Here is a 23,366-nt window from a genome sequence, read left to right on the forward strand (position 1 = left end):
CCCTTTCTCAAAACAATCTGTTAAACGCCATACCATCTCAATGCGCCTCTTCCCAATTCATCCCCACGCCCACTTCAGCCACAAGCGGCACGTTCAACATCCCTTCGTCCACTTTTGCCATAATCTGCGGCAGTTTTTCTTTGACTAAATCCAGTTCGGCTTCGGGTACTTCCAGCACCAGTTCGTCATGCACCTGCATGATCAGTTTGCTTTGCAAGAGGTCGTCCCATGGGGAGGCTTCGCACTCTGAAAGCCAGCGGGACACGTCTATCATGGCGCGTTTGATGAGGTCGGAGGCGGTGCCCTGCATGGGGGCGTTGATGGCGGCGCGTTCGGCTCCGGCGCGGGCGTTGGCGTTTTTGTTGCGGATGTCGGGCAGGTAGAGGCGGCGGCCGAACAGGGTTTCGACGAAGCCTTGGGCGGCGGCTTGTTCTTTGGTGCGCTGCATGTATTCGGCGACGCCGGGGTAGCGGGCGAAGTAGCGGTCGATGAAGGTTTTGGCGGACAGGTTGTCTATGCCCAGCGATTTGGCGAGGCCGTATTGGCCCATGCCGTAAATCAGGCCGAAGTTGATGGTTTTGGCGTAGCGGCGTTGTTCGGACGAGACGTTTTCGGGGGCGATGCCGAATACTTCGGCGGCAGTGCGGCGGTGTACGTCTTCGCCGTTTTGGAACGCGGTGATGAGGGTTTTGTCGCCGGAGAGGTGCGCCATGATGCGCAGCTCGATTTGGGAGTAGTCGGCGGAAACGATGACGCTGCCTTGCGGTGCGGTGAAGGCGCGGCGTACGCGGCGGCCTTCGGCGGTTCGGATGGGGATGTTTTGCAGGTTGGGGTTGTTGCTGGCGAGGCGGCCGGTAATGGCGACGGCTTGAGCGTAGGTGGTATGCACGCGGCCGTCTTTTGGGGAGATCATTTCGGGCAGTTTGTCGGTGTAGGTGGATTTGAGTTTCGCCAGACTGCGGTTTTGCAGGATGATTTTGGGCAGGGGGTAGTCAGGCGCGAGCTGTTCGAGCACGGCTTCGTTGGTGGAAATGCCGCCTTTGGCAGTTTTTTTCAGGCCTTTGGTGGGGATGCCCATTTTGTCGAACAGGATTTCTTGAAGCTGTTTGGGCGAGTTGAGGTTGAACGGCTGACCTGCGGCGGCGTAGGCTTCTTGTTCGAGCTTCATCAGCTCGGCGCCGAGTTCCGCGCTTTGGCGGGCGAGTTCGGCGCGGTCGATTTGCACACCGTTGCGTTCCATTTCAAACAATACCTGCGCGACGGGCAGCTCCATTTTTTCATACATTTCAAGCTGTTTGGCGTCCATTTGCGCGCGCAGGTGCGCTTCAAGACGCAAGGCAAAATCGGCGTCTTGTGCGGCGTATTCGGTCGCCTGCCCGATGGCGACGTCGGCAAAACCGATTTGCTTCGCACCTTTGCCACATAGCGATTCGTAGGTAATGGTTTCCAAGCCCAACCAGCGTTCGGACAATTCGTCCAAGCCGTGTCCGAGATGGCTCTCGATGATGTAGGAAGCAAGCATGGCGTCGCCGGCAATGCCGTTCAGGGCGATGCCGTAGTTGGCGAAAACGTGTTGGTCGTATTTGAGGTTTTGCCCGATTTTTTTCAGGGCGGGATTTTCCAAATGCGGTTTCAGACGGCCTAATACGTCTTGTAAATCAAGTTGTTCGGGGGCGGCGGTCAGGCTGTGTCCTACGGGGATGTAAACCGCTTCGCCTGCTTGGAACGCGATGCTGATGCCGACCAGCGAGGCGTTCATCGCGTCTAATGACGTAGTTTCCGTATCGATGCCGATTGTGTCCGCCTGCGCCAGTTTGTCCAACAAAGCGGCAAACTGCGCTTCGGTGGTAACGGCTTGATAATCCAGCTTTTCCGGGGTCGGGGCATGTTCTATGCTTTTTTCAGACGACGTTTCCATATCCAACGCCGCCTGTTCGCCTATCGTATCGCTGCCGAACAAATCGCCGTCTGCCGCTTCGTGCATACGGCTTTCCGCTTCTTTCAGCCAAGTGCGGAAGCCCCAGCGTTTGAAATCGACCGCAAGCTGCGACCATTTCGGCGAAGTGCGGCGCAGGCTTTCGAGGCCGTCTGAAAGCTCCGAATGCAAGTCCACATCGGTTTTAATCGTCACCAAATCATACGACAGCGGCAGTTGGGGCAGCGCAGCTTGCAGGTTTTCGCCGACCTTGCCCTTGATTTCCGCAGCGTGTTCCATCACACCAGTCAGCGAACCGTAGGCTTCCAGCCACTTCACCGCCGTTTTCGGGCCGCATTTTTCCACGCCCGGCACATTGTCCACCTTGTCGCCCATCAGCGCGAGATAATCGCGGATTTGGTCGGGGCGCACGCCGAATTTCTCCTTCACGCCTTCAATGTCCAGCGTTTCGCCGCTCATCGTGTTCACCAACGTTACGCGCTCGTTTACCAACTGCGCCATGTCCTTATCGCCGGTGGACACCACTACATTCCAACCCGCTTCGCCTGCCATCGCCGCCAGCGTGCCAATCACGTCGTCCGCTTCGACTTGCGGAATCACCAGCACCGGCCAGCCCATCAGCCGCACCAAATCCGGCAAGGCTTCCGCCTGCGGGCGCAAATCGTCCGGCATCGGCGGGCGCGTTGCCTTATAGTCGGGGAACATCTCGTGGCGGAAATTCTTGCCCTTCGCATCAAACACCACCGCACAATAATCGTGCACATAATCCGCCCGCAGCCGGCGCAGCATGTTCAACACGCCATACATCGCCCCCGTCGGCGCACCGTCGGGTGCAGACAAATTCTGCCCCATAGCATGATAGGCGCGGTAAAGATAAGAAGAGCCGTCAACGAGGAGGAGAGTGGGTTTGTTGGACATGGAGAACCTGCTGTGTGTATGAAAATAATGTACGGATTATAAAGGAAAAGGCCGTCTGAAAACCGAAAATCAAGTTTCAGACGGCCTGTTTATATGAGCATTTCGATAAACCCTATTATTTTAAATGTTTAAGAATTTAACTCTATTGAAATCTCAATAAATTAGAAATTATCTAATCTGTTTTATTGATGCTGGAAAAGATTTAAAAAAAAACTATTTTACCAGCATAACAAGGCTAACTGCTTGACCAGAATCTATCAAAAATTCAATCATAACCGTGATTATATCGTCTCGACTCCTGCTTATCTATCGACATTTCAATACCAAATTGCTTATCTTCAGGCAAATAAAAAAGCACAACATTTCGTTGTGCTTTTTCTTGATGAACCCACATTACTTGTTTTTTTGCGAACGAAGGTAGTCTAAAGTTTTCAGCTGGGCAATGGCTGCTGCCAATGCTTTGTGCGCTTCGGCCAGAGATTTATCATCTTTGGCTACAGAAACACCTGCCTCGGCTGCTTTTTTAGCTGCTTCAGCACGCGCCTGATCCATTTCGGTACTGCGGACGGCAACGTCTGCCAATACGGTAATCTTATCAGGCTGTACTTCTAAAACGCCACCGGAAACGGCAACCAGCACTTCTTCAGCTTCACCCGGAACAGTCAAACGCAATGCGCCGGGGCGTACCAAACTCATAATCGGCTCGTGTCGTGGATAAATACCAAGCTCACCTTGAACGGTCGGAACCACTACAAAGCTGGCCTCGCCCGAATAGATGTTTTGCTCGCTACTAACCACTTCAACTTGCATGGTGCTCATGCCGGCCTCCTTAGTTTAAGGTTTTCGCTTTCTCAGCCGCTTCTTCAATGCCACCTACCATGTAGAACGCTTGTTCAGGCAGATGGTCGTATTCGCCGTTCAAGATGGCTTTAAAGCCGGCGATGGTGTCACGTAATGAAACGTATTTGCCTGGAGAACCGGTAAATACTTCGGCAACGTGGAACGGTTGAGACAGGAAGCGTTGGATTTTACGGGCACGCATCACAGTCAGTTTGTCTTCGTCAGACAATTCGTCCATACCCAGAATGGCGATAATGTCGCGCAATTCTTTGTATTTTTGCAGAGTAGACTGTACACCGCGTGCTACGTCATAGTGCTCTTGACCCAATACCATCGGATCCAATTGGCGTGAAGTAGAATCAAGCGGGTCAACTGCCGGGTAAATACCCAAAGATGCAATATCACGGCTCAATACGACGGTGGCGTCCAAGTGGGCGAAAGTTGTCGCTGGAGACGGGTCAGTCAAGTCATCCGCAGGTACATATACGGCTTGGATGGAAGTAATGGAACCAGTTTGGGTAGAGGTAATACGCTCTTGCAAACGACCCATTTCTTCAGCCAATGTCGGTTGGTAACCCACTGCAGAAGGCATACGGCCCAACAGTGCAGATACTTCGGTACCGGCCAGAGTGTAACGGTAGATGTTGTCAACGAAGAACAATACGTCGCGACCTTTACCGTTTTCGTCTTTTTCGTCACGGAAGTATTCGGCCATAGTCAAACCGGTCAAAGCAACGCGCAGACGGTTGCCCGGAGGTTCGTTCATTTGGCCATACACCATGGCTACTTTATCCAATACGTTGGAATCTTTCATCTCGTGGTAGAAGTCGTTACCTTCACGGGTACGTTCGCCCACACCTGCGAACACGGACAGACCGCTGTGCGCTTTGGCGATGTTGTTAATCAATTCCATCATGTTCACGGTTTTGCCCACACCGGCACCACCGAACAGACCTACTTTACCGCCTTTAGCAAACGGACACAGCAAGTCGATCACTTTAATACCGGTTTCCAACAATTCGGTAGTTGAAGACAACTCGTCGAATTTTGGAGCAGTTTGGTGAATGGCACGGCTCTTGTCGGTATCGATCGGGCCTGCTTCATCAACAGGCGTACCCAATACGTCGACAATACGACCCAAAGTACCTTTACCTACCGGCACAGTGATTGGCGCACCAGTATTGCTTACAGACATACCACGTTTCAGGCCGTCTGAACTACCCATTGCAATAGTACGGACAACGCCGTCACCCAGAAGCTGTTGAACTTCCAGAGTCAGACCGTTCTCGTCCAATTTCAGGGCATCGTAAACATGCGGGATAGCGTCGCGTGGAAATTCCACGTCAACCACCGCACCAATAACTTGTACGATTTTGCCTTGGCTCATTATCGTATCCTAATTTCCTGTTCAGGCTTCAGACGGCATTAAACTGCCGCTGCACCTGCTACAATTTCTGACAATTCTGTGGTAATCGCGGCTTGACGCGATTTGTTGTACACCAAGCGCAATTCTTTAATGGCATTGCCAGCGTTGTCGGTTGCGGCTTTCATCGCTACCATACGCGCGGCTTGTTCAGATGCCATGTTGTCGCTCAATGCCTGATAAACCACAGACTCTAAATAGCGGCGAACCAAATATTCCAATACGGCGATAGGACTCGGCTCGTAGCGGTATTCCCAAGTAAATGAAGAATGACCTGCTTCGTCGTCAATAACGTTTTCACCGATAGGCAGCAAAACTTCCATACGCGGCTCTTGGCGCATTGTATTGACGAAACGTGAGTAAACCATATGGATGCGGTCTAATTCATGCTTCTCATAACGTTGGAAGATTTCGGTCAGAGGGCCGAGCAGCAATTCCATTTTTGGGGTATCGCCCAAATTGGTTGCGCTGGCAATAACATTCAAACCGATGCTTTGGCATGCAGCCAAACCTTTACTACCCAGGCACACGACTTCGACTTCGATGCCTTGTTCCTGATACTCTTGAACTTGCGCCAAAAACTTTTTCAGTACGTTTGCGTTCAAGCCACCGCACAAACCTTTATCCGAGGTAATCAAAATGAAACCGGCACGACGCACTTCGCGGTGCGGCGCCAACAATTTGATACCATGATCGGCATTAGTCTGTGCAAGATGGCTCATCACTGTACGCACTTTTTCGGCGTACGGACGCGCTAAGCGCATCCGGTCTTGAGTCTTCCGCATTTTAGAGGTCGACACCATTTGCATCGCTTTAGTGATCTTTTGGGTATTTTGAACACTACGGATTTTGGTGAGAATCTCTTTTCCGACTGCCATTTCAGACTCCTTTCATCTCAATACTTATGCTTGGTAAGCGTAAGAAGATTTGAAAGATTTCATGGCTTCGGTCAATGCTTTTTCGCTTTCGTCAGACATTGCGCCTGATGCATTAATCGCTTCCAGAACCTCAGGATGTTGCGTACGTACGAAACTCAAGAATTCTGCTTCGAAAGCCAAGGCTTTGGATACTGGAACATCTGCGTAAGAACCGTTGTTGATCGCCCACAAAGTCAATGCCATTTCGGCAGTGTTCAATGTGCTGAATTGTTTTTGTTTCATCAATTCAGTAACCACTTCACCGTGTTGCAGCTGTTTGCGTGTTGCTTCGTCCAAATCGGAAGCAAATTGCGAGAACGCCGCCAATTCACGGTACTGTGCCAACGCCAAACGGATACCGCCACCCAGTTTTTTGATGACTTTGGTTTGTGCTGCACCACCTACGCGCGATACGGAAATACCGGCATTGATTGCAGGACGGATACCGGCGTTGAACAAGTCGGTTTCCAAGAAGATTTGGCCGTCTGTAATCGAAATTACGTTGGTTGGTACGAATGCTGATACGTCACCGGCTTGGGTTTCAATAATTGGTAACGCAGTCAGAGAACCGGTTTTGCCTTTTACTTCGCCATTGGTCAGTTTTTCAACTTCGTTTTCGCTAACGCGGGCCGCACGTTCCAACAGACGGGAGTGCAGATAGAATACGTCGCCAGGATATGCTTCACGGCCAGGAGGGCGGCGCAACAGCAGGGAAATTTGACGGTATGCAACGGCTTGTTTAGATAAGTCATCGTATACGATCAACGCATCTTCACCACGGTCACGGAAGAATTCGCCCATGGTACAACCGGAGTAAGGAGCGATGTATTGCAGTGCAGCGGCTTCAGAAGCAGTTGCAGCAACTACGATAGTGTGTTCCATCGCACCATGCTCTTCCAATTTGCGTACTACGTTGGCAATAGAAGATGCTTTTTGACCGATAGCCACATAAATACAGATAACGCCTGTACCTTTTTGGTTAACGATGGCATCCAGTGCTACGGCAGTTTTACCGGTTTGACGGTCACCAATGATCAACTCACGTTGGCCACGACCAACCGGAACCATAGAGTCAATGGCTTTCAGGCCGGTTTGCATTGGTTGGTCAACCGATTTACGCGCAATCACACCTGGTGCAATTTTTTCGATTGGAGCAGTCAATGTTGTGTTGATTGGACCTTTACCATCGATAGGACGACCCAATGCATCAACTACGCGGCCAACCAGTTCGCGACCGATCGGCACTTCCAAAATACGGCCGGTACAGGTAACTGTATCGCCTTCTTTAATGTGTTCGTACTCACCCAACACTACGGCACCGACGGAGTCACGCTCCAAGTTCATGGCCAGACCGAAAGTGTTACCGGGGAATTCGAGCATCTCACCTTGCATCGCGTCTGACAAGCCATGAATGCGCACAATGCCGTCTGTAACAGAAACAATGGTACCACGGGTACGCACTTCTGCATTGACGGACAGATTTTCGATTTTGGCTTTAATCAAATCGCTAATTTCAGCAGGATTAAGCTGCATGAAAACTCTCCTAATTTGTCATAGTCGCATACAAAGCATTCAGTTTGCCTTGTACGGACAAATCCAAGACCTGATCACCCACTTCTACTTTGATGCCGCCGATTAATTCAGGGGCAACTTTAGCTACCACATCCAATTTGCTGTTGAAGCGTTTTGTCAGGATATCGGTAACATCGGCCAGCTGCTGAGAACTGAGTTCATACGCGCTGTAAATTACTGCCGATTTCGTATTGTTGTGTATCAGGGTCAAATCTTGATATTGGGCATAAATTTCCGGCAATACCAGCAAACGCTTTTGCTCGGCCAAAACGGTAATGAAATTTGCCAATTCGACATTTTTGATACCGACAAGACCTTTGAGCGTTTCTGCTTTTTCGGAAGCTCCCGTTTCCGGTTGCTCGATGAAAGCAATAACTTTCTCATCTTGAACAACCGCTGCGAGTTCTTTCAGTTCGCCCAACCAAGACTCGATTTGGTTTTTTTCCTGAGCCAGACTAAACAATGCTTTCGCATAAGGTCTGGCAATCGTTGCGAACTCTGCCATAAGATTACAGCTCCTGTTTTAAGGTACTGAGCAAATCTGCATGTTTGGAAGCATCAACTTCTTTACGCAAGATAGATTCCGCACCTTTAACAGCCAGTGTAGCAACCTGTTCGCGCAACACTTCGCGCGCACGGTTAACTTCTTGCTCCACGTCAGCTTTTGCTTGGGCTGCAATGCGTGCTGCTTCATGAGAAGCTTGCTCTTTGGCTTCTTCTACAATTTTTGCAGCACGTTTTTCGGCGTTGGCAACCATTTCGGTTACCTGATTACGCCCTTCGGCCATAAGTTCTGCAACTTTTTTCTCTGCCTGCTCAAAATCGCTCTTACCGCGCTCGGCAGCAGCCAAACCCTCGGCGATTTTTGCAGCACGCTCATCCAACGCTTTGGCAATCGGAGGCCATACGAATTTCATCGTAAACCAAACCAAGCCAAAGAAAACCAGGATTTGCGCAAATAAGGTTGCATTAATATTCACGTTACTTAACCTTCGTATCTGGGTTAATCAAACAGACCATAAGCCTGTATCTGAACGGATCGCTCCGTCTTGATTACGCAGCACCAAACGGGTTAACGAAGGCGAACAACAGAGCAATAGCCACACCGATCAAGAAGGCCGCGTCGATCAGACCAGCGATCAAGAACAGTTTGGTTTGCAGAGGACCGATCAGCTCAGGTTGGCGAGCAGAAGATTCCAAGTATTTAGAACCAACCATTGCGATACCGATAGAGGCACCCAATGCACCCAAGGCAACGATCAAACCACATGCGATAGCAATCAAACCCATTTTTAAACTCCTTAAAATAGTAAAGGTTAAACAAAATAGTAAAGGTTAAACTACAAAAAACAAACTACGAAAAAACTACTTGATTAGTGTGCATCATGCGCTTGTCCGATATATACGAACGCCAACGCCATGAAAATAAATGCCTGCAAGGTGATAACCAAAATGTGGAAAATCGCCCAAGCCAAACCGGCAATCAGGTGGAACACAAATAAAATTGGATCCAAAGTTTCGATACTGCCGGTTGATGCCCATGCACCACCCAACAAAGCAATCAGCAAGAACACCAGCTCACCGGCATACATATTACCAAACAACCGCATACCGTGGGATACGGTTTTGGACAAGAACTCTACCAAGTTCAACAAGAAGTTGGCCGGAGCAAGCATCGGACCAAAAGGCGCACTGAACAATTCGTGAATCCAACCGCCAAAGCCTTTGATTTTGATATTGTAATAAATACATACCAACAATACGCCAATTGCCAAAGCCAAAGTCGTATTCAAGTCAGCAGTCGGTACAACGCGCAACAGTGCATGATGATTACCGGTAATGCCTTGCCATGCCATCGGCAGCAAATCAACCGGCAACATATCCATGGCGTTCATCAGGAAAATCCAGACAAACAGGGTCAAACCCAAAGGCGCAACGGCTTTACGCGATTGTTCGTTATGGATAATGCTCTTACACATGTTATCCACGAATTCGAACAGAATTTCAACAGCCGCCTGAAAACGACCGGGCACGCCAGCAGTTGCTTTTTTGGCACCGCGCCACAAAAGAAAGCTGCCGATTACGCCTAACAGAACAGCAAAAAAGATTGCATCAAGGTTAATGAACGAAAAATCAGCGATGTTTTTCAGTCCTTGACCCTGAGTAACATCCGACATACTGGTCAAGCTTTGCAAGTGGTGCTTGATGTAGTCGGCAGCGGTCATAGTTTCACCTGCCATAGTGTTTCACTCTCAACAATACTAAAAAAACCAAATGACTGACGCCAAGAAACGCCAATAAAAATGGGAAAAATACCAGCGATTGATGCCATATCGCAAAAACGACCGACATAGATACCAGCGACAGCACTACTTTTAAAACCTCTCCGCCGATAAATATCGACCTTTGCAGATCAGGATTTCGTCGGGAAAACTTTAAAAGTAAAACTGCAACCAAGGTAGGCAAAATGTACGAAAATCCTCCCGCCAAAGCAGAGAGGAAGCCGGGCAATCCGGAAAATAACGCACAAACAACTGAAATTATTAACAATATAATCACTTGCAATGGGACTATCTGATTCATTGTACTTCGCACCCCAAAAACGCAAGGTAAATTAATATAATCAAGAAGTTTGTTAACGTCAAGCAATATGTTAATCTTTGTGAACCTTTCACAGATAAATGATTAACACATATAAAACAAATCTTTGCAGGAACGGAGTTTAACACAAATTACATGTTGCTACATAGATTTTACAGAAGATTTTGATTTGTATTGTAAACATCTGTACGACCAGTATTTTTATCAAAAATTCAGGCCGTCTGAAAAACTTTTTTCAGACGGCCTGTTTATAAAACCGTTAAAACTCTTGATTGATACCCAACTGCTTCAGCAAGTATTCAAATGTTTCCGGCGTATCAAAATGCAGTACGATTTTGCCTTTTTTCTGATTGCTGGTTTTGACTTCGGCATTGACACCCAAACGCTCGGTCAGGGCATCATTGATACGGCGGATATCTGGACTGATGGTTTTGGCTGCTTCCGGTTTGGCTTTTTGATGCGCCAACTGACTGCGACGTTCTACTTCGCGTACCGACCAACCGTTTTTGACGGCTTTTTGCGCCAACTCCAATTGGTCAACCACATGCAAGGTCAGCAACGCACGGGCATGACCCATTTCCAGACGGCGTTGATAAAGCATTTCCTGAACCGGCTCAGGCAGGCTCAACAGGCGCAGGCTGTTGGAGATGGCACTACGGCTTTTACCGACGGCTTTTGCGATGGTTTCGTGAGTCAGGCCGAATTCATCGGCAAGGCGTTTCAAACCTTGCGCTTCTTCAATCGGATTGAGGTTTTCACGTTGCAGGTTTTCAATCAAACCCATGGCCAACGCGGTTTCGTCGCTGATGGTTTTGATAACGACGGGAATTTCGGTCAAACCGGCCAACTGGGAGGCGCGCCAACGGCGTTCGCCGGCAATCAATTCATATTGAGACAGACCACGCTCACGTACGATAACCGGCTGGATAATGCCTTGCGCTTTAATGGAATCAGCCAGTTCCTGCAAAGCTTCATCATCAATTTGCACACGCGCCTGATAGCGGCCGGGCTGAATATCGGCGATGGCAACCGTTGTCAGGCGGTCGCTACTGCTGCTGTCCACTGCATTGGAAATCAGCGAATCCAAACCGCGTCCCAATCCACCTTTTGCTTTTGCCATATTGTTTTCCCTTTCAGACGGCCTCATTGTTGAAATGACGTATTCTATCGGATATTGCCGCTTTACGACAATTTGAATCACGATGATTTGACTATTGCCATTTATTTACGGAGCGAAACCGCAAACACGCCCCTTAAAGCGTTGCTTAAGCGGATTTCTTCCGCGTTTTCCAACATGGTACGCGTGATGTGTGTTTCCCTTATCGTATCTGCACCTAAATATAGTTGCGGCTGCTTCAATACCGCTTGGCGCATTACCCCGTTCAAAATATCCAAATCCAAAGACGGCGTGAGCCATTGTCCTTGATATTTGACGAACACATTGCTTCTTCCACCCTCTAACAAAAGGCTGTCTGAATTGAAAAACAGGCTGTCAAATGCGCCCTGCCCTTCTGCCGTTTTCCACGCTTGGTCAAAAATTTCACGGCGCGTGGTTTTGAAGCGGCGTAGATAATCGCGTTGGCTTAATGTGTGTTCACTCAAGATAACGTATTGCTGCCCATCCAATTCGGAAACAGCCGCATGACTCAATACAAGGCCGTCTGAAAACAAAGTGGCTTTGACTCTAAATAACCCACTTGGCAACGCATCTATATAGTGTTGAATTTGCTCTATTGCATTTTCAGGCCAAGGCAGGTTGAGCGCTTGTGCCGAAATTTTCAGACGGCCTAAATGCAAATCAAGCAAACGGCATTGTCTATCTTCCACACGCATGGTCTCAAAAATACCGAAATCAGGCCGCAATTCATTGAGAAAACGCGCCTTCCAACCGCACTCGCGATATTCGGCTTCAGGATCGCTATCAATCACAATCCCCGAACCCACTCCATAAATACCTTGATAAAGGCCGTCTGAAACCGGCTTCAGGGATAAGGTACGAATTACGACATTAAATACGCCTTCAAATCCCAAACCCGTATCACACGGATGCAAAAAGCCAATGCTGCCTGTGTACAAACCGCGCGGTTCGGATTCAAGAGACTCAATAATCTGCATACTCATGCGTTTTGGCGCGCCGGTAATACTGCCGCACGGGAAGGCTGCACGGAGAATATCAGCAACCGAAACATCAGGCAGCACCTGCGCCTCGATGGCACTGGTCATCTGCCAAACGCTGCCGAAACGGGAAACTTTAAACGGTTCAGGCACGCGTACTTTGCCCGTTTGCGCGATTTTGCCGAGGTCGTTGCGCAACAAATCGACAATCATCACATTTTCGGCGCGGTTTTTCGGGTCGTTTTGCAATTCAACGGCGCGGCGTTCATCTTGTCCGTCATGAAGAATCGGCGCAGTGCCTTTCATCGGCTCGGTTGTGATCAGGCCGTCTGAATCGATTTTGAGGAAAAGTTCGGGAGAAAAACACAAAGTCCACGCGTCCTGCCCTGCCCTGTCGGGCAGACAAGACAAAACGGCATACGGCACAGGCTGGCGCAAACGGCGGTAAAGTTGAATCGGATTACCGTAAGTTTGCAGGTGCAGGCGTGCGGTGTAATTGATTTGATAGGTATCGCCGCGGCGGATGGCTTCGTGGATTTGGTTGATATGCTCGAGATAATCAGCTTCAGATACGGAGAATTGGGGAGTGGAGACACCTGCCTCAAGGCCGTCTGAATGATTGTCTAGCCAGCTTTCGGCATCGATTTCAGAATAATCGGCAAACCAGTGCAAACGCAAATTGCCACTGCGCGCGGATGAAATATCCATCAGTGGCAATCCGAATTCGTAGTCTGCAAACAACACTGCATACAGGCCTTTTTTCCAACCTGCCTGCAAAACATCATCCAACGACGCCAGTTCGTTATGATGAAAAAGGCAGCTTTCCACATGATTTTGATAGAGTTTTGCACGACCGCTTAACGCATCGTCGAACAGGGCGAAATAAGGCATGATGTATTATACAAATAGGCTGATTATACGCTGTTTTTACAAAAATTATCAAACAAGCCGGAAAAAATCGCTTATGTGTAATTTTATGTAGGCTAACACAGCATAAAGAGGTAAAATCAAGTCATACCACAACCATATCATTTAAAACTTATCGATAAGGAGACTTTATGGCAGACCACCAATTAGAACCGTTCGAGAATGTTGAACTGGGCGAGAAACAAGACCAGCTGCAAGTATTCGAAAAGGCTGTTTTGGAACACGAAGGACGCGGTACGGACGAAGACTCCAGCAGCGCGCCGCTTCCCGCCAACTACCCCTACAAACAACGTATGCGCCGCGCCGTATACGAAAAAGAAAAACAAAAGCTGCAAATCGAATTGCTGAAAGTGCAAAGCTGGGTCAAAGACTCCGGCCAACGCATCGTCAGCCTGTTTGAAGGCCGCGACGCAGCCGGTAAAGGCGGTACCATCAAACGCTTTATGGAACATTTGAACCCACGTGGCGCGCGCGTGGTTGCTTTGGAGAAACCAACCACTACCGAACGCGGTCAATGGTATTTCCAACGCTACATCCAAAACCTGCCGACCGCAGGCGAAATGGTATTCTTCGACCGTTCATGGTACAACCGTGCCGGCGTAGAACGCGTAATGGGCTTCTGCGAACCTAACGAATACCTGCTCTTCATGCGTCAAACCCCTGAATTGGAACGTATGCTTGTTGCCAGCGGCATCCATCTGTTCAAATTCTGGTTCTCAGTATCCCGTGAAGAACAACTCCGTCGCTTCATCTCCCGCCGTGATGACCCGCTAAAACACTGGAAACTGTCTCCAGTGGATATCCAGTCGCTCGACCGCTGGGACGACTACACCGAAGCCAAAAACGCCATGTTCTTCCACACCCACACCGGCGACGCGCCTTGGGTCATCATCCGTTCCGACGACAAAAAACGTGCACGTTTGAACTGTATCCGCTACTTCCTGCATCAGTTGGACTATCCGGGCAAAGACGTGAAAGCTATCGGCAAAGTGGACGAGAAAATTGTTTTGGTTCCTGATACACGTTACAAAGAAAAAACTGTCGATCTCGGACACGATTAATTTGTAACATTACCAAAGGCCGTCTGAAATTTCATCTTTCAGACGGCCTTTTCTTAATCCTCGCGATTCCAGTACGTTTTTTGTGCGAATACCAATTTATTGTCAGTGAATTTCACGCTGTCCAAATTCAATGCCCAAACATTGCTTTTCATCACTCTGGCAGCAGGATGCGCTTTGTAATACAAAGACTGTGCCGCTTTCAAATCCACTTCATCCTCAATCAAAGCGGCAGTCGCCGCAAACTGAATGCCGCTGATTTTCGTGATACTGTCAGGTTGACCGGCAATGGTACCGGCTACTTTGGCTGACCGACTCATCATTCCGCCATGTTTCGTTTTCAAAGATGTCAGCACAATCAATCGGGCATTCGCCTCATCAAACACATAAAAACAGCAAGCTGCCCAAACTTCGCCCTCTTCCACAGCAGCAATGCTGACGACATGATGATTGCTCAAAAACTTCACTATATTGGCAGGAATTGTTTGCATGGGTTTTATCTTCCTTCGCAGTAGACGTAATTATACTCAGGCCGTCTGAAACATCAGCCCTGCCAGCGCGGCACATTGTTTTGAATAATGCCGAACAAGTCCAAAGCATGAGAGACGCTGTGTGTAATCATATCTTCGATGGATTCGGGCTTCTGATATAAAGCCGGAACGGGAGGAAACACAATGCCGCCCATCTCTGTCACGCGGCGCATATTTTCAATGTGCGCCAAGTTTAACGGCGCTTCACGCACCATCAACACCAGTTTGCGCCGCTCTTTCAACGTTACATCCGCCGCACGGCTGAGCAAATTATCGGCAAATCCATGAGCAACCGAAGCCAAGGTTTTCATTGAACACGGCGCAATCAACATTCCATCCGTTAAAAACGATCCGCTGGCAATACTTGCACCGACATTACGGACGGAATGCACGACATCCGCCAAAGCATAAACGTCTTCTTTGGTGTAATCCGTTTCCAAAGCGCGGGTCATCTCCGCCCCTTGCGAAACCACCAAATGCGTTTCTACCTGATGCTCACGCAAAAGCTGCAAAGCCTTCACGCCATACTGAAAACCGCTGGCACCGCTGATGCCGACAACCAAACGCTTCATTGTATTTCCCTGTCTCGGCCTAAAGATAAATGAAAGGCAGATTCTCAAGACGAAAAAATAACCGCTAAAAAGCGGTTAGATTTTCTAATGTGGTGCCGACAGCGAGATTTGAACTCGCACAGCCTACGGCCACTACCCCCTCAAGATAGCGTGTCTACCAATTCCACCATGTCGGCATAAATCAAATTGTCTTACTGCTGCTGAGGATTCGGAGCAACAGGAGTTGTATTGTTTTGTGCAGGCGTTGCAGGCTTAGGAGCCTGTTGGGTCTGCTTCACATCGCTGAAGTCTAAACCGTGCTTACTGGAGTGGGTGTGAATATACACCATCGCCATGCAGGTCGCAAAGAAAAAAGTTGCAGCAACGGCAGTCGAGCGGCTGAGGAAGTTGGCATTACCGGCAGAACCGAATACGCCTTGCGCGCTACCGCTGCCGGAACCGAACGTTGCGCCGGCATCCGCGCCTTTACCGTGTTGCAACAATACTAACACGATTACGGCTAAAGCGGAAATAATATTAATGATCCAGATAAGGGTTTTAAAGGCTTCCATATGTTTTCTACGAGGCTTGTGCTGCGTTGATGATGGCGGTAAAGGAGTCATATGATAATGACGCGCCACCAACCAATGCGCCGTCTACATGAGGTACTGCGAAGATGTCGGCCGCGTTATCCGCTTTCACACTTCCGCCGTAAAGAACGCGGATTTTAACATCGCTTCCGCACAAAGACAAGATTTCTTTGTAGATAAATGCGTGCATGTCGGCGATTTGTTCGACAGTGGCGACTTTGCCTGTACCGATCGCCCAAACCGGCTCGTAGGCAACGGCGATGTTTTTGGTGTTCAAACCTTGCAGGATGGAAAGCTGGTGGGTAATGACTTCGTGTTCTTTGCCGGCTTCGCGTTCTTCCAGGCTTTCACCGACACACAACAATGGAATCAGGCCGACGTTGAGGACGTTTTCCATTTTGCGGCGTTGGATTTCGTTTTTCTCGCCGAAATAAAGGCTGCGCTCGGAGTGGCCGATGAGGACGATGTCAGTACCGATGTCGGCAAGCATTTCGGCGGACACTTCGCCGGTGTACGCGCCGTTATTCGGGAAACGGCTCACGTCTTGCGCACAGGTCAAGATACGGTTGTTCAAAACAATCTGCATGGCGTTGTGCAGTTGCAACAGATAAACGGTCGGAGCGGCCAGGCCGATTAACACGCGTTCTGCGGTTGGCATGACACGGAAGCGGTGCATAAGCGCATTGTTGTTTTGGAGTCGGCCGTTCATTTTCCAGTTGCCGATAACCCATTTTTGATCCCACATTCCGATTTGGTGATACATCTTTATTGCTCCGTGTGTTGGTTGTTGCTTGCTGTAGCGTCGTGTAATGTCAAAGTTTAGTGGATATATGTGCGCTTGGCAATTATTAACGAGCCTCTGGGCCGTCTGAAAGATGGCACACTCTCCGACAAGGATTTATAATGTATGCTTCGATAAAATTAAGAATTGAACGGAGCACAAATATGGACTTTGAAAAAGCGCGTTTCAATATGGTTGAACAGCAGATTCGTCCGTGGGATGTCTTGGACTTCGACATTTTGGATGCTTTGGAGGAGATCGAGCGCGAACATTTTGTCGGCGAGGCTTTTCAAGGTTTGGCCTATGCGGATATGGAGCTGCCGCTGACCAACGGTCATAAGATGTTGGAACCCAAAGTCGTTGCCCGCCTGGCTCAAGGTTTGAAATTGAAAAAAGACGAAACCGTCTTAGAAATCGGTACAGGCTCAGGCTATGCAACCGCCCTGCTGTCCAAACTGGCCGGCAAAGTCGTCACTGACGACATCGATGCCCAGCAGCAGCAACGCGCCAAAAAAGTTTTGGACGAATTGGGCTTTACCAACGTCGATTATGTGCAAAACAACGGCCTGACCGAAGCATCGCAAGGCGCTCCTTTTGATGCGATTTATGTAGGCGGCGCAGTAGACAGCGTGCCTGAAATTCTGAAAGAGCAACTGAAAGACGGCGGCCGTATGGTGGTCATCGTCGGCCGTAAACCGGTACAACGCGCGCTTTTGCTGACGCGTAACGACAATGAGTTTTCCGAAAAGGTATTGTTCGACACCGTCGTAGCACACTTGGAAGACAAATCGGCCAATCCGTTCGGCGATTTCGATTTTTAAACAACAGGCCGTCTGAAAGTTCAGACGGCCTCATACTTTAATACGCTACCCTATGACCGACATCATCCAACTCTCGCCCACCGAATTGAAACAATGGCAGGACGAAGGCCGCGCATTTCATCTGCTCGACGTCCGCACCGATGAAGAACGCGCCATCTGCACCCTGCCCGCTGCCATTCATATCCCGATGAACCTCATCCCCCTGCGCCAAAACGAGCTGCCCGACGACGATTTACCCATCGTCGTTTACTGCCACCACGGCATCCGCAGCCTGCACACGGCAATGTATTTGGAAGATGCCGGATTTGAAAACCTCTACAACCTGCAAGGCGGTATTGATGCTTGGGCAATGCAGGTGGACAGCAAAATGATGCGGTATTGAATCGGTTTTATCAATAAAAGGCCGTCTGAAACTGGATTTCAGACGGCCTTTTTCAAACCTTTCTATTTACGCTTGTAAGCTAGAGACAAACTGCTGTACGGCCGGCACAGCCAAAATCAACAGCAATACCAATACGGCTTTTTCCATACGGTTGAACTGACAACTTCCGTAGTGTTTCTTTTGCGAATAGAGAAACAGCAATACGCCGGGCAAATAGAGCAAGACTGAAAGCAGCAAATATTCCGTGCCTGCCGCATAGACAATCCAAGCCGCATAAAGCGTTGCTGCCGCGCCGATAAGACGGTATTTTGCCGCAGCCTTTTGTGTCAGCGATAATTTGAGCAGATATGCACCAATTAACAGATACGGTATCAAAATCATGGAAGTCGATACCATCAGCAAGGCAGAATAATCCTCGCCTTTTAACCACACCAGCAATAGGCAAACCTGCACGGTCAAGGTGGTAAACATCAACGAACCCTGCGGCACTTCGTTTTTATTCAACGGGATAAACGATTTTGGAAATGCGCCGTTTCTCGCACCCATGTGCGGAACCTCGGTCGCATACAGCGTCCAGCTTAAATAAGACGACAGCACAGACACAATCAGGCAAGAAGAAATCAGCACTTTACCCCAAGGGCCGACCATGTGCGCCAACACGCCCGCCATAGACGGATTAGCCATTGCTGCAATATCCACACGAGGCAAAATGCCTTGAGCCAAGACGGTAATTGCCACATACATTGCCAGCGTCAAGCTGACTCCGATAATGGTTGCTCGACCGACATCAGCACGACTTCGCGCATGCTTGGACAAAACCGCCGCACCCTCAATACCGGTAAACACCCACAGCGTAATCAGCATTGTGTTTTTTCACCTGCGTCATCAGGCTGACATCAGGATTTTCAGGCGTAGCAAGGCTCGCCCCTGTCCAATCGGACATAAACACTTCGGTTTGAAAGAAATAGGCTGCCATACCGATAAATAAAATCAGCGGAAATACTTTGACTGCTGTCGCAATCAGGTTCTCTCCTGCCGCTTCTTTAATACCGCGCACTACCAACCAGTAAATCAGCCACACAATTACCGATTCACCGACAAAAGCGGCAAATGTGTTGCCTTTACCGAAAATCACGTTGTCCGGCGTATAGACAAATCCGCCTACTGCTTCAAACGCAACCACCAAATAGCCGACAATACCGACCGTAGTGCAAAGCCAATAGCCCCACGCCGAGAAAAAACCCATCAAATCGCCGAAGCCGTCGCGGGCGTACGTATAAATACCGCCATCCAATTCGGGCTTAAGTTTGGACAAGGCCGAAAATGACAGACCGAGAAAGATAATGCCCACACCGGTAATCAGCCAACCCAGCAGCAAAGCCTGCGAACCTGCGACGGCAGCCATATTCTGCGGCAGGCTGAAAATACCCGAACCAATCATGGAACTGATAACCAAGGCCGTCAGCGCGGCCAAGCCGATTTGAGATTTTTGCGACATGTTTATTCCTGATTTTTATAATTATGTGTTTGTGAAGCAACGGCATTACCGGCTTTTTTAACCTGTTCTAACCGTATCAAAATATTATGCGACCACTTTCAGACGGCCTTAAATCCTTGCGCCAACGCACGGATATGTTCAGGTGCGATACCGCAGCACCCGCCGATAATTTCCGCGCCCAAATCCGCCCATTGTCTCGCCCAAGACAAATAATTTTCCGGCGTGGCATCGGCGCGAATCGGATCCAAACCGTCGTTGGCCTCGTTCATCTGTACTTGTACCGGTTCAAATGCATTGGCGTAAACACCCAGTTTCAGACGGCCTTGGGCTTCATGTGCCACTTTCAAAGCTTCCGCCATCACCTCAGGCTGACTGCAATTGAACAACATTGCCGCCGCACCTATCTCTACCGCGAAATCCGCTGCCTCGTGCACGTTTTCTCCCGAACGCAACACCGGTACATCATGCGGCATCGTATCTTCCAAAGTAAACGACACCCAAAACGGCTTACCATCATCAGGCAGACTGCTGCGCCAGAAACGCGCTTCTTCCAAGCTGGATACGGTTTCTGCCAACCAAATATCAGCAAACGGCATCAAACCCGATATTAAAGGGCGCGCCAAAGCAGGTGCGACTTGTTTGTCAAACAAGTCAGGGCGGTAAGAACCGAACAACGGCGGCAGGCTTGCGGCCACTTTTGCAGTAGTCCCGCTTTGTTCCACCGCTTCACGCGCCAAACGGCCGGCCTGCCTTGCCCATTCGGCAGCTCGAGCATCAAAGCGCTCCTGCCCGATATGAAACGGAACAAGCGCATAGCTGTTGGTCGTAACTACTTGTGCGCCTGCGCGAAGAAAGTCCAAATGCGTTTCGCGTACAATCTCCGGCGTTTCCATCAAAGCCAAAGCAGACCATTCCGGCTGACGAAACGGTGCGCCGCGCCGATGCAGTTCACGCCCCATTCCACCGTCTAAAATCGTTACCGTCATGATCGACCTCCAATGATGATTTTTTAAAATCGCCATTCTACGCTTTTTTAACTCCTTACCTTTAATCTATAAAGAACTAAACTTATGCAGTTTTGGCATATAAAAGGCCGTCTGAAACTGGGTTTCAGACGGCCTTTGCGATTATTTCACAAACCGTGCATCTGCCATAAACGGCCGTGTGGCAGCTGGTTTAGCGGAATAGAAGCGGGAGAAAGTGCTGTCGATTTTAGTCTGTATCGGTTTACCGTCCAATGTTGCCGATGCTTCCAATTTCACACCACCGCCACTGGTTTCACCCAATTTCATATTTGGCAACGTCAGTTTGGCAATATTGAGTTTCACATTTTCCACTTTGGTATCGGGAGACATCAGCTGTTTGCCGACGGGGCGGATTTTCTCACCCTCATCATGAGGTGCGGCACCTCCGTTGTCGTCAACCACGCCGATATTAATCAATCGGGCAGATGCCAAATCCATCTTGCCGTTTTTGACCGGAATACCGACAAACAGTTTTACGCCGCGATGAATGAACGTATTGTCCCGCCACTGAGTTTGACCCTCTTTCGGCGGTTTGGTTTCTGCCGCCACCGAATAAGTGCGGCCCATAATCATCAATTTATAACCTGGAATTTTTTTCGAACCGAATCCATCAGTGATATCTTCGACCAGTTGCGGCGCAGTCAGGGTTTCGTTTGCCAAAATACGGGCTGAAGTTTCTGCCAAATGGGCAGGCTTGCCGTCTATAGTCAATGCCTGTTCATGGCCGAAATCAGATGCAAATGTAGGTATAGCGGCCAGTGCGGCGGCCAATGCCAGAATACGGATGGTTTTCATTGCAGACTCCTGATAAAAATGTAATTGGGTTGATTACCCGATAAAATCCGGGCGATATTGATAGGAGTCGATATTTTTATATAAATGATACAGATTATCAAGAATATTTAACTTTTAAAATAAAAAAGGCTGTCTGAAAACCAAGTTTCAGACGGCCTTCTCAATTTGTTTAAAACCTTCTATCAGCCTGTAAAGCGTTTGAACACCAATGTGCCGTTGGTACCGCCGAAGCCGAAGGAATTGGAGATGGCAACGTCGATTTTCGCGTCGCGCGCTTCGTTGGCGCAGTAATCCAAATCACAACCGGCTTCAACGTCTTGTTCAAAGATATTGATGGTCGGTGGAGATTTTTGCTCGTGTACTGCCAACACGCTGTACAACGCCTCCACACCGCCGGCTGCGCCAAGCAAGTGGCCGGTCATGGATTTGGTGGAGTTAACGATGACTTTGCACGCATGATCACCCAAAGCGCGTTTGATGGCTTTGGTTTCGTTGGCATCACCCAAAGGAGTCGATGTACCGTGTGCGTTGACGTAATCTACGTCTTCAGGATTCAAGCCAGCATCTTTCAGCGCGCGGGTAACGGCCAATGCAGGGCCTTCTTCGTTAGGCGCGGTAATGTGGTAGGCATCGGAGCTCATACCGAAGCCGACGATTTCGGCGTAAATTTTCGCACCGCGTTTTTTCGCGTGTTCCAATTCTTCCAACACCAGCACGCCAGCGCCTTCGCCGATAACGAAACCGTCACGGCCTTTGTCCCACGGACGGGAAGCGGTAGCAGGGTCGTCGTTACGGGTGGAAAGTGCCTTCATGGCAGCAAAACCGCCGACACCTAAAGTGCTGATTGCACCTTCGGCACCGCCTGCAATCATCACGTCCGCGTCGCCGTATTTAATCAGTCGTGCAGAGTCACCGATGGAGTGTGCGCCGGTCGTACAGGCAGAAACCATGCCGTAGCTCGGGCCGCGGTAGCCTTTGAGAATGGTTACGTGGCCGGAAATCAGGTTAATCAGCGAGCCTGGGATAAAGAAAGGATTGATTTTGCGCGCACCACCTTCGATAACGGCTTTGCCGGTCGCTTCAATGCTCGGCAGACCACCGATACCGGAGCCGATGTTGACACCGACGCGGTCTTTGTCGAGGGTTTCCAAATCGTCCAAGCCTGAATCATTGATGGCTTGCAGGGCGGCGGCAATACCGTAGTGGATGAACACGTCCATACGGCGTGCTTCTTTCGCGCTGATGTATTGGCCGATGTCGAAATCGCGCACTTCGCCGGCGATTTGGCTGTTGATGTCGGATGCGTCAAAGCGGGTAATCCGTCCGATGCCGCTTTTGCCTGCGAGCAAATTGCTCCATGCGGTGGCGACGTCGTTGCCGACCGGTGATACTTGGCCAAGACCTGTGATGACTACTCTTCTCTGACTCATGATAATCTCGCTGTTGGTTGTCGGGATTTTCGCGGCAGCCTTGCTCATTTTCTTTGTGAAAACGGGAAAAACTCATGCCGTCTGAAATTTCAGGGGTTTAATAATAAGGTAAAAGCCTCTATTGCGATGGCGCAGCAGAGGCTGGATGTTTGGTGCGACCGATTAGCCTTGGTGGGCGTTGATGTAGTCGATAGCCAATTGTACGGTAGTGATTTTTTCAGCGTCTTCGTCAGGGATTTCGCAGCCGAAAGCTTCTTCCAAAGCCATCACCAGTTCTACGGTGTCCAGAGAGTCAGCACCCAAATCGTCTTGGAAAGAAGATTCGTTTTTCACTTCGGCTTCGTTTACGCCCAGTTGTTCAGCAACAATTTTCTTAACTTGTTGTTCGATGTTTGACATGTCAGTCGTTCCTTTTCGCCTTGCGGCAGGTTGTTTAAGAGAAATAATTCGTCGGTATTGTACCGAATTCGGATAGAGTTTTCCATCTAATCCTGCATTTTAGCACAGATTATTCAGTAAAAACCTGTTGTTGCGCATATTAGCATAGGCTGATTTTAACCTACAAGCAGGAAATTGTTTTTATTTGATATCATAGAGTTAAGTTTGATTATCGTAAATCGTGGCCATCTGAAAATCCTAATTTCGGCTTCTCAAAC

25 protein-coding genes and 1 tRNA gene are annotated in these 23,366 nt (G+C 49.3%); 3 read left to right on the plus strand and 23 right to left on the minus strand.

Translation table 11 applies throughout. The features are described from left to right. Window positions 1-37: 37 nt before the first annotated feature. The 12 genes from polA to ACTHTQ_RS06505 form a co-directional block, all read right to left on the minus strand. Window positions 38-2,854, minus strand: coding sequence for a DNA polymerase I (gene polA / locus ACTHTQ_RS06450; protein ID WP_440363461.1), 2,817 nt, complete (start codon window positions 2,852-2,854; stop codon window positions 38-40). A gap of 393 nt (window positions 2,855-3,247) precedes the next feature. Further along, window positions 3,248-3,673 (minus strand): F0F1 ATP synthase subunit epsilon, encoded by a 426-nt coding sequence (locus tag ACTHTQ_RS06455; RefSeq protein ID WP_440363462.1) that lies wholly within the window; start codon window positions 3,671-3,673, stop codon window positions 3,248-3,250. A gap of 10 nt (window positions 3,674-3,683) precedes the next feature. Then, on the minus strand, window positions 3,684-5,081 hold the full coding sequence (gene atpD, locus ACTHTQ_RS06460; RefSeq protein ID WP_003683789.1) for a F0F1 ATP synthase subunit beta: 1,398 nt from the start codon (window positions 5,079-5,081) through the stop codon (window positions 3,684-3,686). A 38-nt stretch (window positions 5,082-5,119) separates the two neighbouring features. Continuing rightward, complete coding sequence (atpG, locus tag ACTHTQ_RS06465; protein WP_003683919.1) at window positions 5,120-5,995, minus strand: F0F1 ATP synthase subunit gamma; 876 nt, start codon at window positions 5,993-5,995, stop codon at window positions 5,120-5,122. 24 nt (window positions 5,996-6,019) lie between these two features. Then, entirely contained in the window at window positions 6,020-7,567 is a 1,548-nt protein-coding gene (atpA, locus tag ACTHTQ_RS06470) for a F0F1 ATP synthase subunit alpha (RefSeq protein ID WP_440363463.1), read from the minus strand. Window positions 7,568-7,577: 10 nt separating this feature from the next. Continuing rightward, window positions 7,578-8,111 carry a F0F1 ATP synthase subunit delta gene (locus ACTHTQ_RS06475; protein ID WP_004519004.1) on the minus strand — a complete coding sequence of 178 codons (534 nt, stop codon included), beginning with the start codon at window positions 8,109-8,111 and terminating at the stop codon, window positions 7,578-7,580. Between the two features lie 4 nt (window positions 8,112-8,115). Beyond that, complete coding sequence (locus tag ACTHTQ_RS06480; RefSeq protein ID WP_004464459.1) at window positions 8,116-8,586, minus strand: F0F1 ATP synthase subunit B; 471 nt, start codon at window positions 8,584-8,586, stop codon at window positions 8,116-8,118. A 73-nt stretch (window positions 8,587-8,659) separates the two neighbouring features. Next, window positions 8,660-8,896: a F0F1 ATP synthase subunit C gene (gene atpE, locus ACTHTQ_RS06485; protein WP_003676106.1), complete on the minus strand. Its 237-nt coding sequence runs from the start codon at window positions 8,894-8,896 to the stop codon at window positions 8,660-8,662. A gap of 83 nt (window positions 8,897-8,979) precedes the next feature. Beyond that, window positions 8,980-9,846, minus strand: a complete 867-nt coding sequence (atpB, locus tag ACTHTQ_RS06490) for a F0F1 ATP synthase subunit A (protein WP_036472483.1) — start codon at window positions 9,844-9,846, stop codon at window positions 8,980-8,982. Then, window positions 9,836-10,189: an ATP synthase subunit I gene (locus ACTHTQ_RS06495; protein ID WP_440363464.1), complete on the minus strand. Its 354-nt coding sequence runs from the start codon at window positions 10,187-10,189 to the stop codon at window positions 9,836-9,838. The genes atpB and ACTHTQ_RS06495 overlap by 11 nt, the downstream gene beginning before the upstream one ends. Before the next feature lie 277 nt (window positions 10,190-10,466). Then, the gene (locus ACTHTQ_RS06500; RefSeq protein ID WP_039863743.1) at window positions 10,467-11,327 is read right to left on the minus strand and encodes a ParB/RepB/Spo0J family partition protein; all 861 of its coding nucleotides are present in this window, start codon (window positions 11,325-11,327) and stop codon (window positions 10,467-10,469) included. A 101-nt stretch (window positions 11,328-11,428) separates the two neighbouring features. Beyond that, window positions 11,429-13,213, minus strand: a complete 1,785-nt coding sequence (locus ACTHTQ_RS06505; RefSeq protein WP_440363465.1) for a chorismate-binding protein — start codon at window positions 13,211-13,213, stop codon at window positions 11,429-11,431. A gap of 167 nt (window positions 13,214-13,380) precedes the next feature. On the opposite strand from ACTHTQ_RS06505, the gene ppk2 reads away from it, so the two are divergent. Continuing rightward, complete coding sequence (gene ppk2 / locus ACTHTQ_RS06510; RefSeq protein ID WP_440363466.1) at window positions 13,381-14,310, plus strand: polyphosphate kinase 2; 930 nt, start codon at window positions 13,381-13,383, stop codon at window positions 14,308-14,310. A gap of 53 nt (window positions 14,311-14,363) precedes the next feature. Here the strand turns inward: ppk2 and ACTHTQ_RS06515 are convergent, their stop codons facing one another. The 5 genes from ACTHTQ_RS06515 to tpiA all read right to left on the minus strand — a co-directional run bounded on the left by ACTHTQ_RS06515 (window position 14,364) and on the right by tpiA (window position 16,741). After that, window positions 14,364-14,798: a hypothetical protein gene (locus ACTHTQ_RS06515; protein ID WP_440363467.1), complete on the minus strand. Its 435-nt coding sequence runs from the start codon at window positions 14,796-14,798 to the stop codon at window positions 14,364-14,366. A 53-nt stretch (window positions 14,799-14,851) separates the two neighbouring features. Next, window positions 14,852-15,409: a UbiX family flavin prenyltransferase gene (locus ACTHTQ_RS06520; protein ID WP_063076774.1), complete on the minus strand. Its 558-nt coding sequence runs from the start codon at window positions 15,407-15,409 to the stop codon at window positions 14,852-14,854. A gap of 90 nt (window positions 15,410-15,499) precedes the next feature. Next, a tRNA-Leu gene (locus ACTHTQ_RS06525) sits at window positions 15,500-15,585 on the minus strand. 15 nt (window positions 15,586-15,600) lie between these two features. Next, the gene (gene secG, locus ACTHTQ_RS06530; RefSeq protein ID WP_049328789.1) at window positions 15,601-15,960 is read right to left on the minus strand and encodes a preprotein translocase subunit SecG; all 360 of its coding nucleotides are present in this window, start codon (window positions 15,958-15,960) and stop codon (window positions 15,601-15,603) included. Between the two features lie 7 nt (window positions 15,961-15,967). After that, window positions 15,968-16,741, minus strand: a complete 774-nt coding sequence (gene tpiA / locus ACTHTQ_RS06535) for a triose-phosphate isomerase (protein WP_049351298.1) — start codon at window positions 16,739-16,741, stop codon at window positions 15,968-15,970. A gap of 182 nt (window positions 16,742-16,923) precedes the next feature. On the opposite strand from tpiA, the gene ACTHTQ_RS06540 reads away from it, so the two are divergent. Together ACTHTQ_RS06540 and ACTHTQ_RS06545 are read left to right on the plus strand one after the other, a co-directional pair. Next, window positions 16,924-17,580 carry a protein-L-isoaspartate O-methyltransferase family protein gene (locus tag ACTHTQ_RS06540; protein WP_440363468.1) on the plus strand — a complete coding sequence of 219 codons (657 nt, stop codon included), beginning with the start codon at window positions 16,924-16,926 and terminating at the stop codon, window positions 17,578-17,580. 52 nt (window positions 17,581-17,632) lie between these two features. Then, complete coding sequence (locus ACTHTQ_RS06545) at window positions 17,633-17,962, plus strand: rhodanese-like domain-containing protein (RefSeq protein ID WP_003679997.1); 330 nt, start codon at window positions 17,633-17,635, stop codon at window positions 17,960-17,962. Between the two features lie 66 nt (window positions 17,963-18,028). On the opposite strand, the gene ACTHTQ_RS06550 is transcribed toward ACTHTQ_RS06545, so the two are convergent. The 6 genes from ACTHTQ_RS06550 to acpP form a co-directional block, all read right to left on the minus strand. After that, a complete protein-coding gene (locus tag ACTHTQ_RS06550) occupies window positions 18,029-18,826 on the minus strand; it encodes an amino acid permease (protein ID WP_440363469.1) in 798 nt (265 codons plus the stop codon). Further along, window positions 18,792-19,460 (minus strand): amino acid permease, encoded by a 669-nt coding sequence (locus tag ACTHTQ_RS06555; RefSeq protein WP_440363470.1) that lies wholly within the window; start codon window positions 19,458-19,460, stop codon window positions 18,792-18,794. Before ACTHTQ_RS06555 ends, ACTHTQ_RS06550 begins: the two co-directional genes overlap by 35 nt. A gap of 98 nt (window positions 19,461-19,558) precedes the next feature. Beyond that, complete coding sequence (locus tag ACTHTQ_RS06560) at window positions 19,559-20,446, minus strand: homocysteine S-methyltransferase family protein (RefSeq protein ID WP_440363471.1); 888 nt, start codon at window positions 20,444-20,446, stop codon at window positions 19,559-19,561. A gap of 141 nt (window positions 20,447-20,587) precedes the next feature. Continuing rightward, a complete protein-coding gene (locus ACTHTQ_RS06565; protein ID WP_440363472.1) occupies window positions 20,588-21,280 on the minus strand; it encodes a hypothetical protein in 693 nt (230 codons plus the stop codon). Between the two features lie 182 nt (window positions 21,281-21,462). Then, window positions 21,463-22,710 carry a beta-ketoacyl-ACP synthase II gene (gene fabF, locus ACTHTQ_RS06570; protein ID WP_440363497.1) on the minus strand — a complete coding sequence of 416 codons (1,248 nt, stop codon included), beginning with the start codon at window positions 22,708-22,710 and terminating at the stop codon, window positions 21,463-21,465. 162 nt (window positions 22,711-22,872) lie between these two features. Continuing rightward, window positions 22,873-23,109: an acyl carrier protein gene (acpP, locus tag ACTHTQ_RS06575; protein ID WP_003679644.1), complete on the minus strand. Its 237-nt coding sequence runs from the start codon at window positions 23,107-23,109 to the stop codon at window positions 22,873-22,875. Window positions 23,110-23,366: the final 257 nt, after the last annotated feature.

Origin of the sequence: Neisseria sp. P0020.S003 (assembly GCF_051957095.1) — a bacterium.
GTDB classification, from domain to species: domain Bacteria; phylum Pseudomonadota; class Gammaproteobacteria; order Burkholderiales; family Neisseriaceae; genus Neisseria; species Neisseria subflava.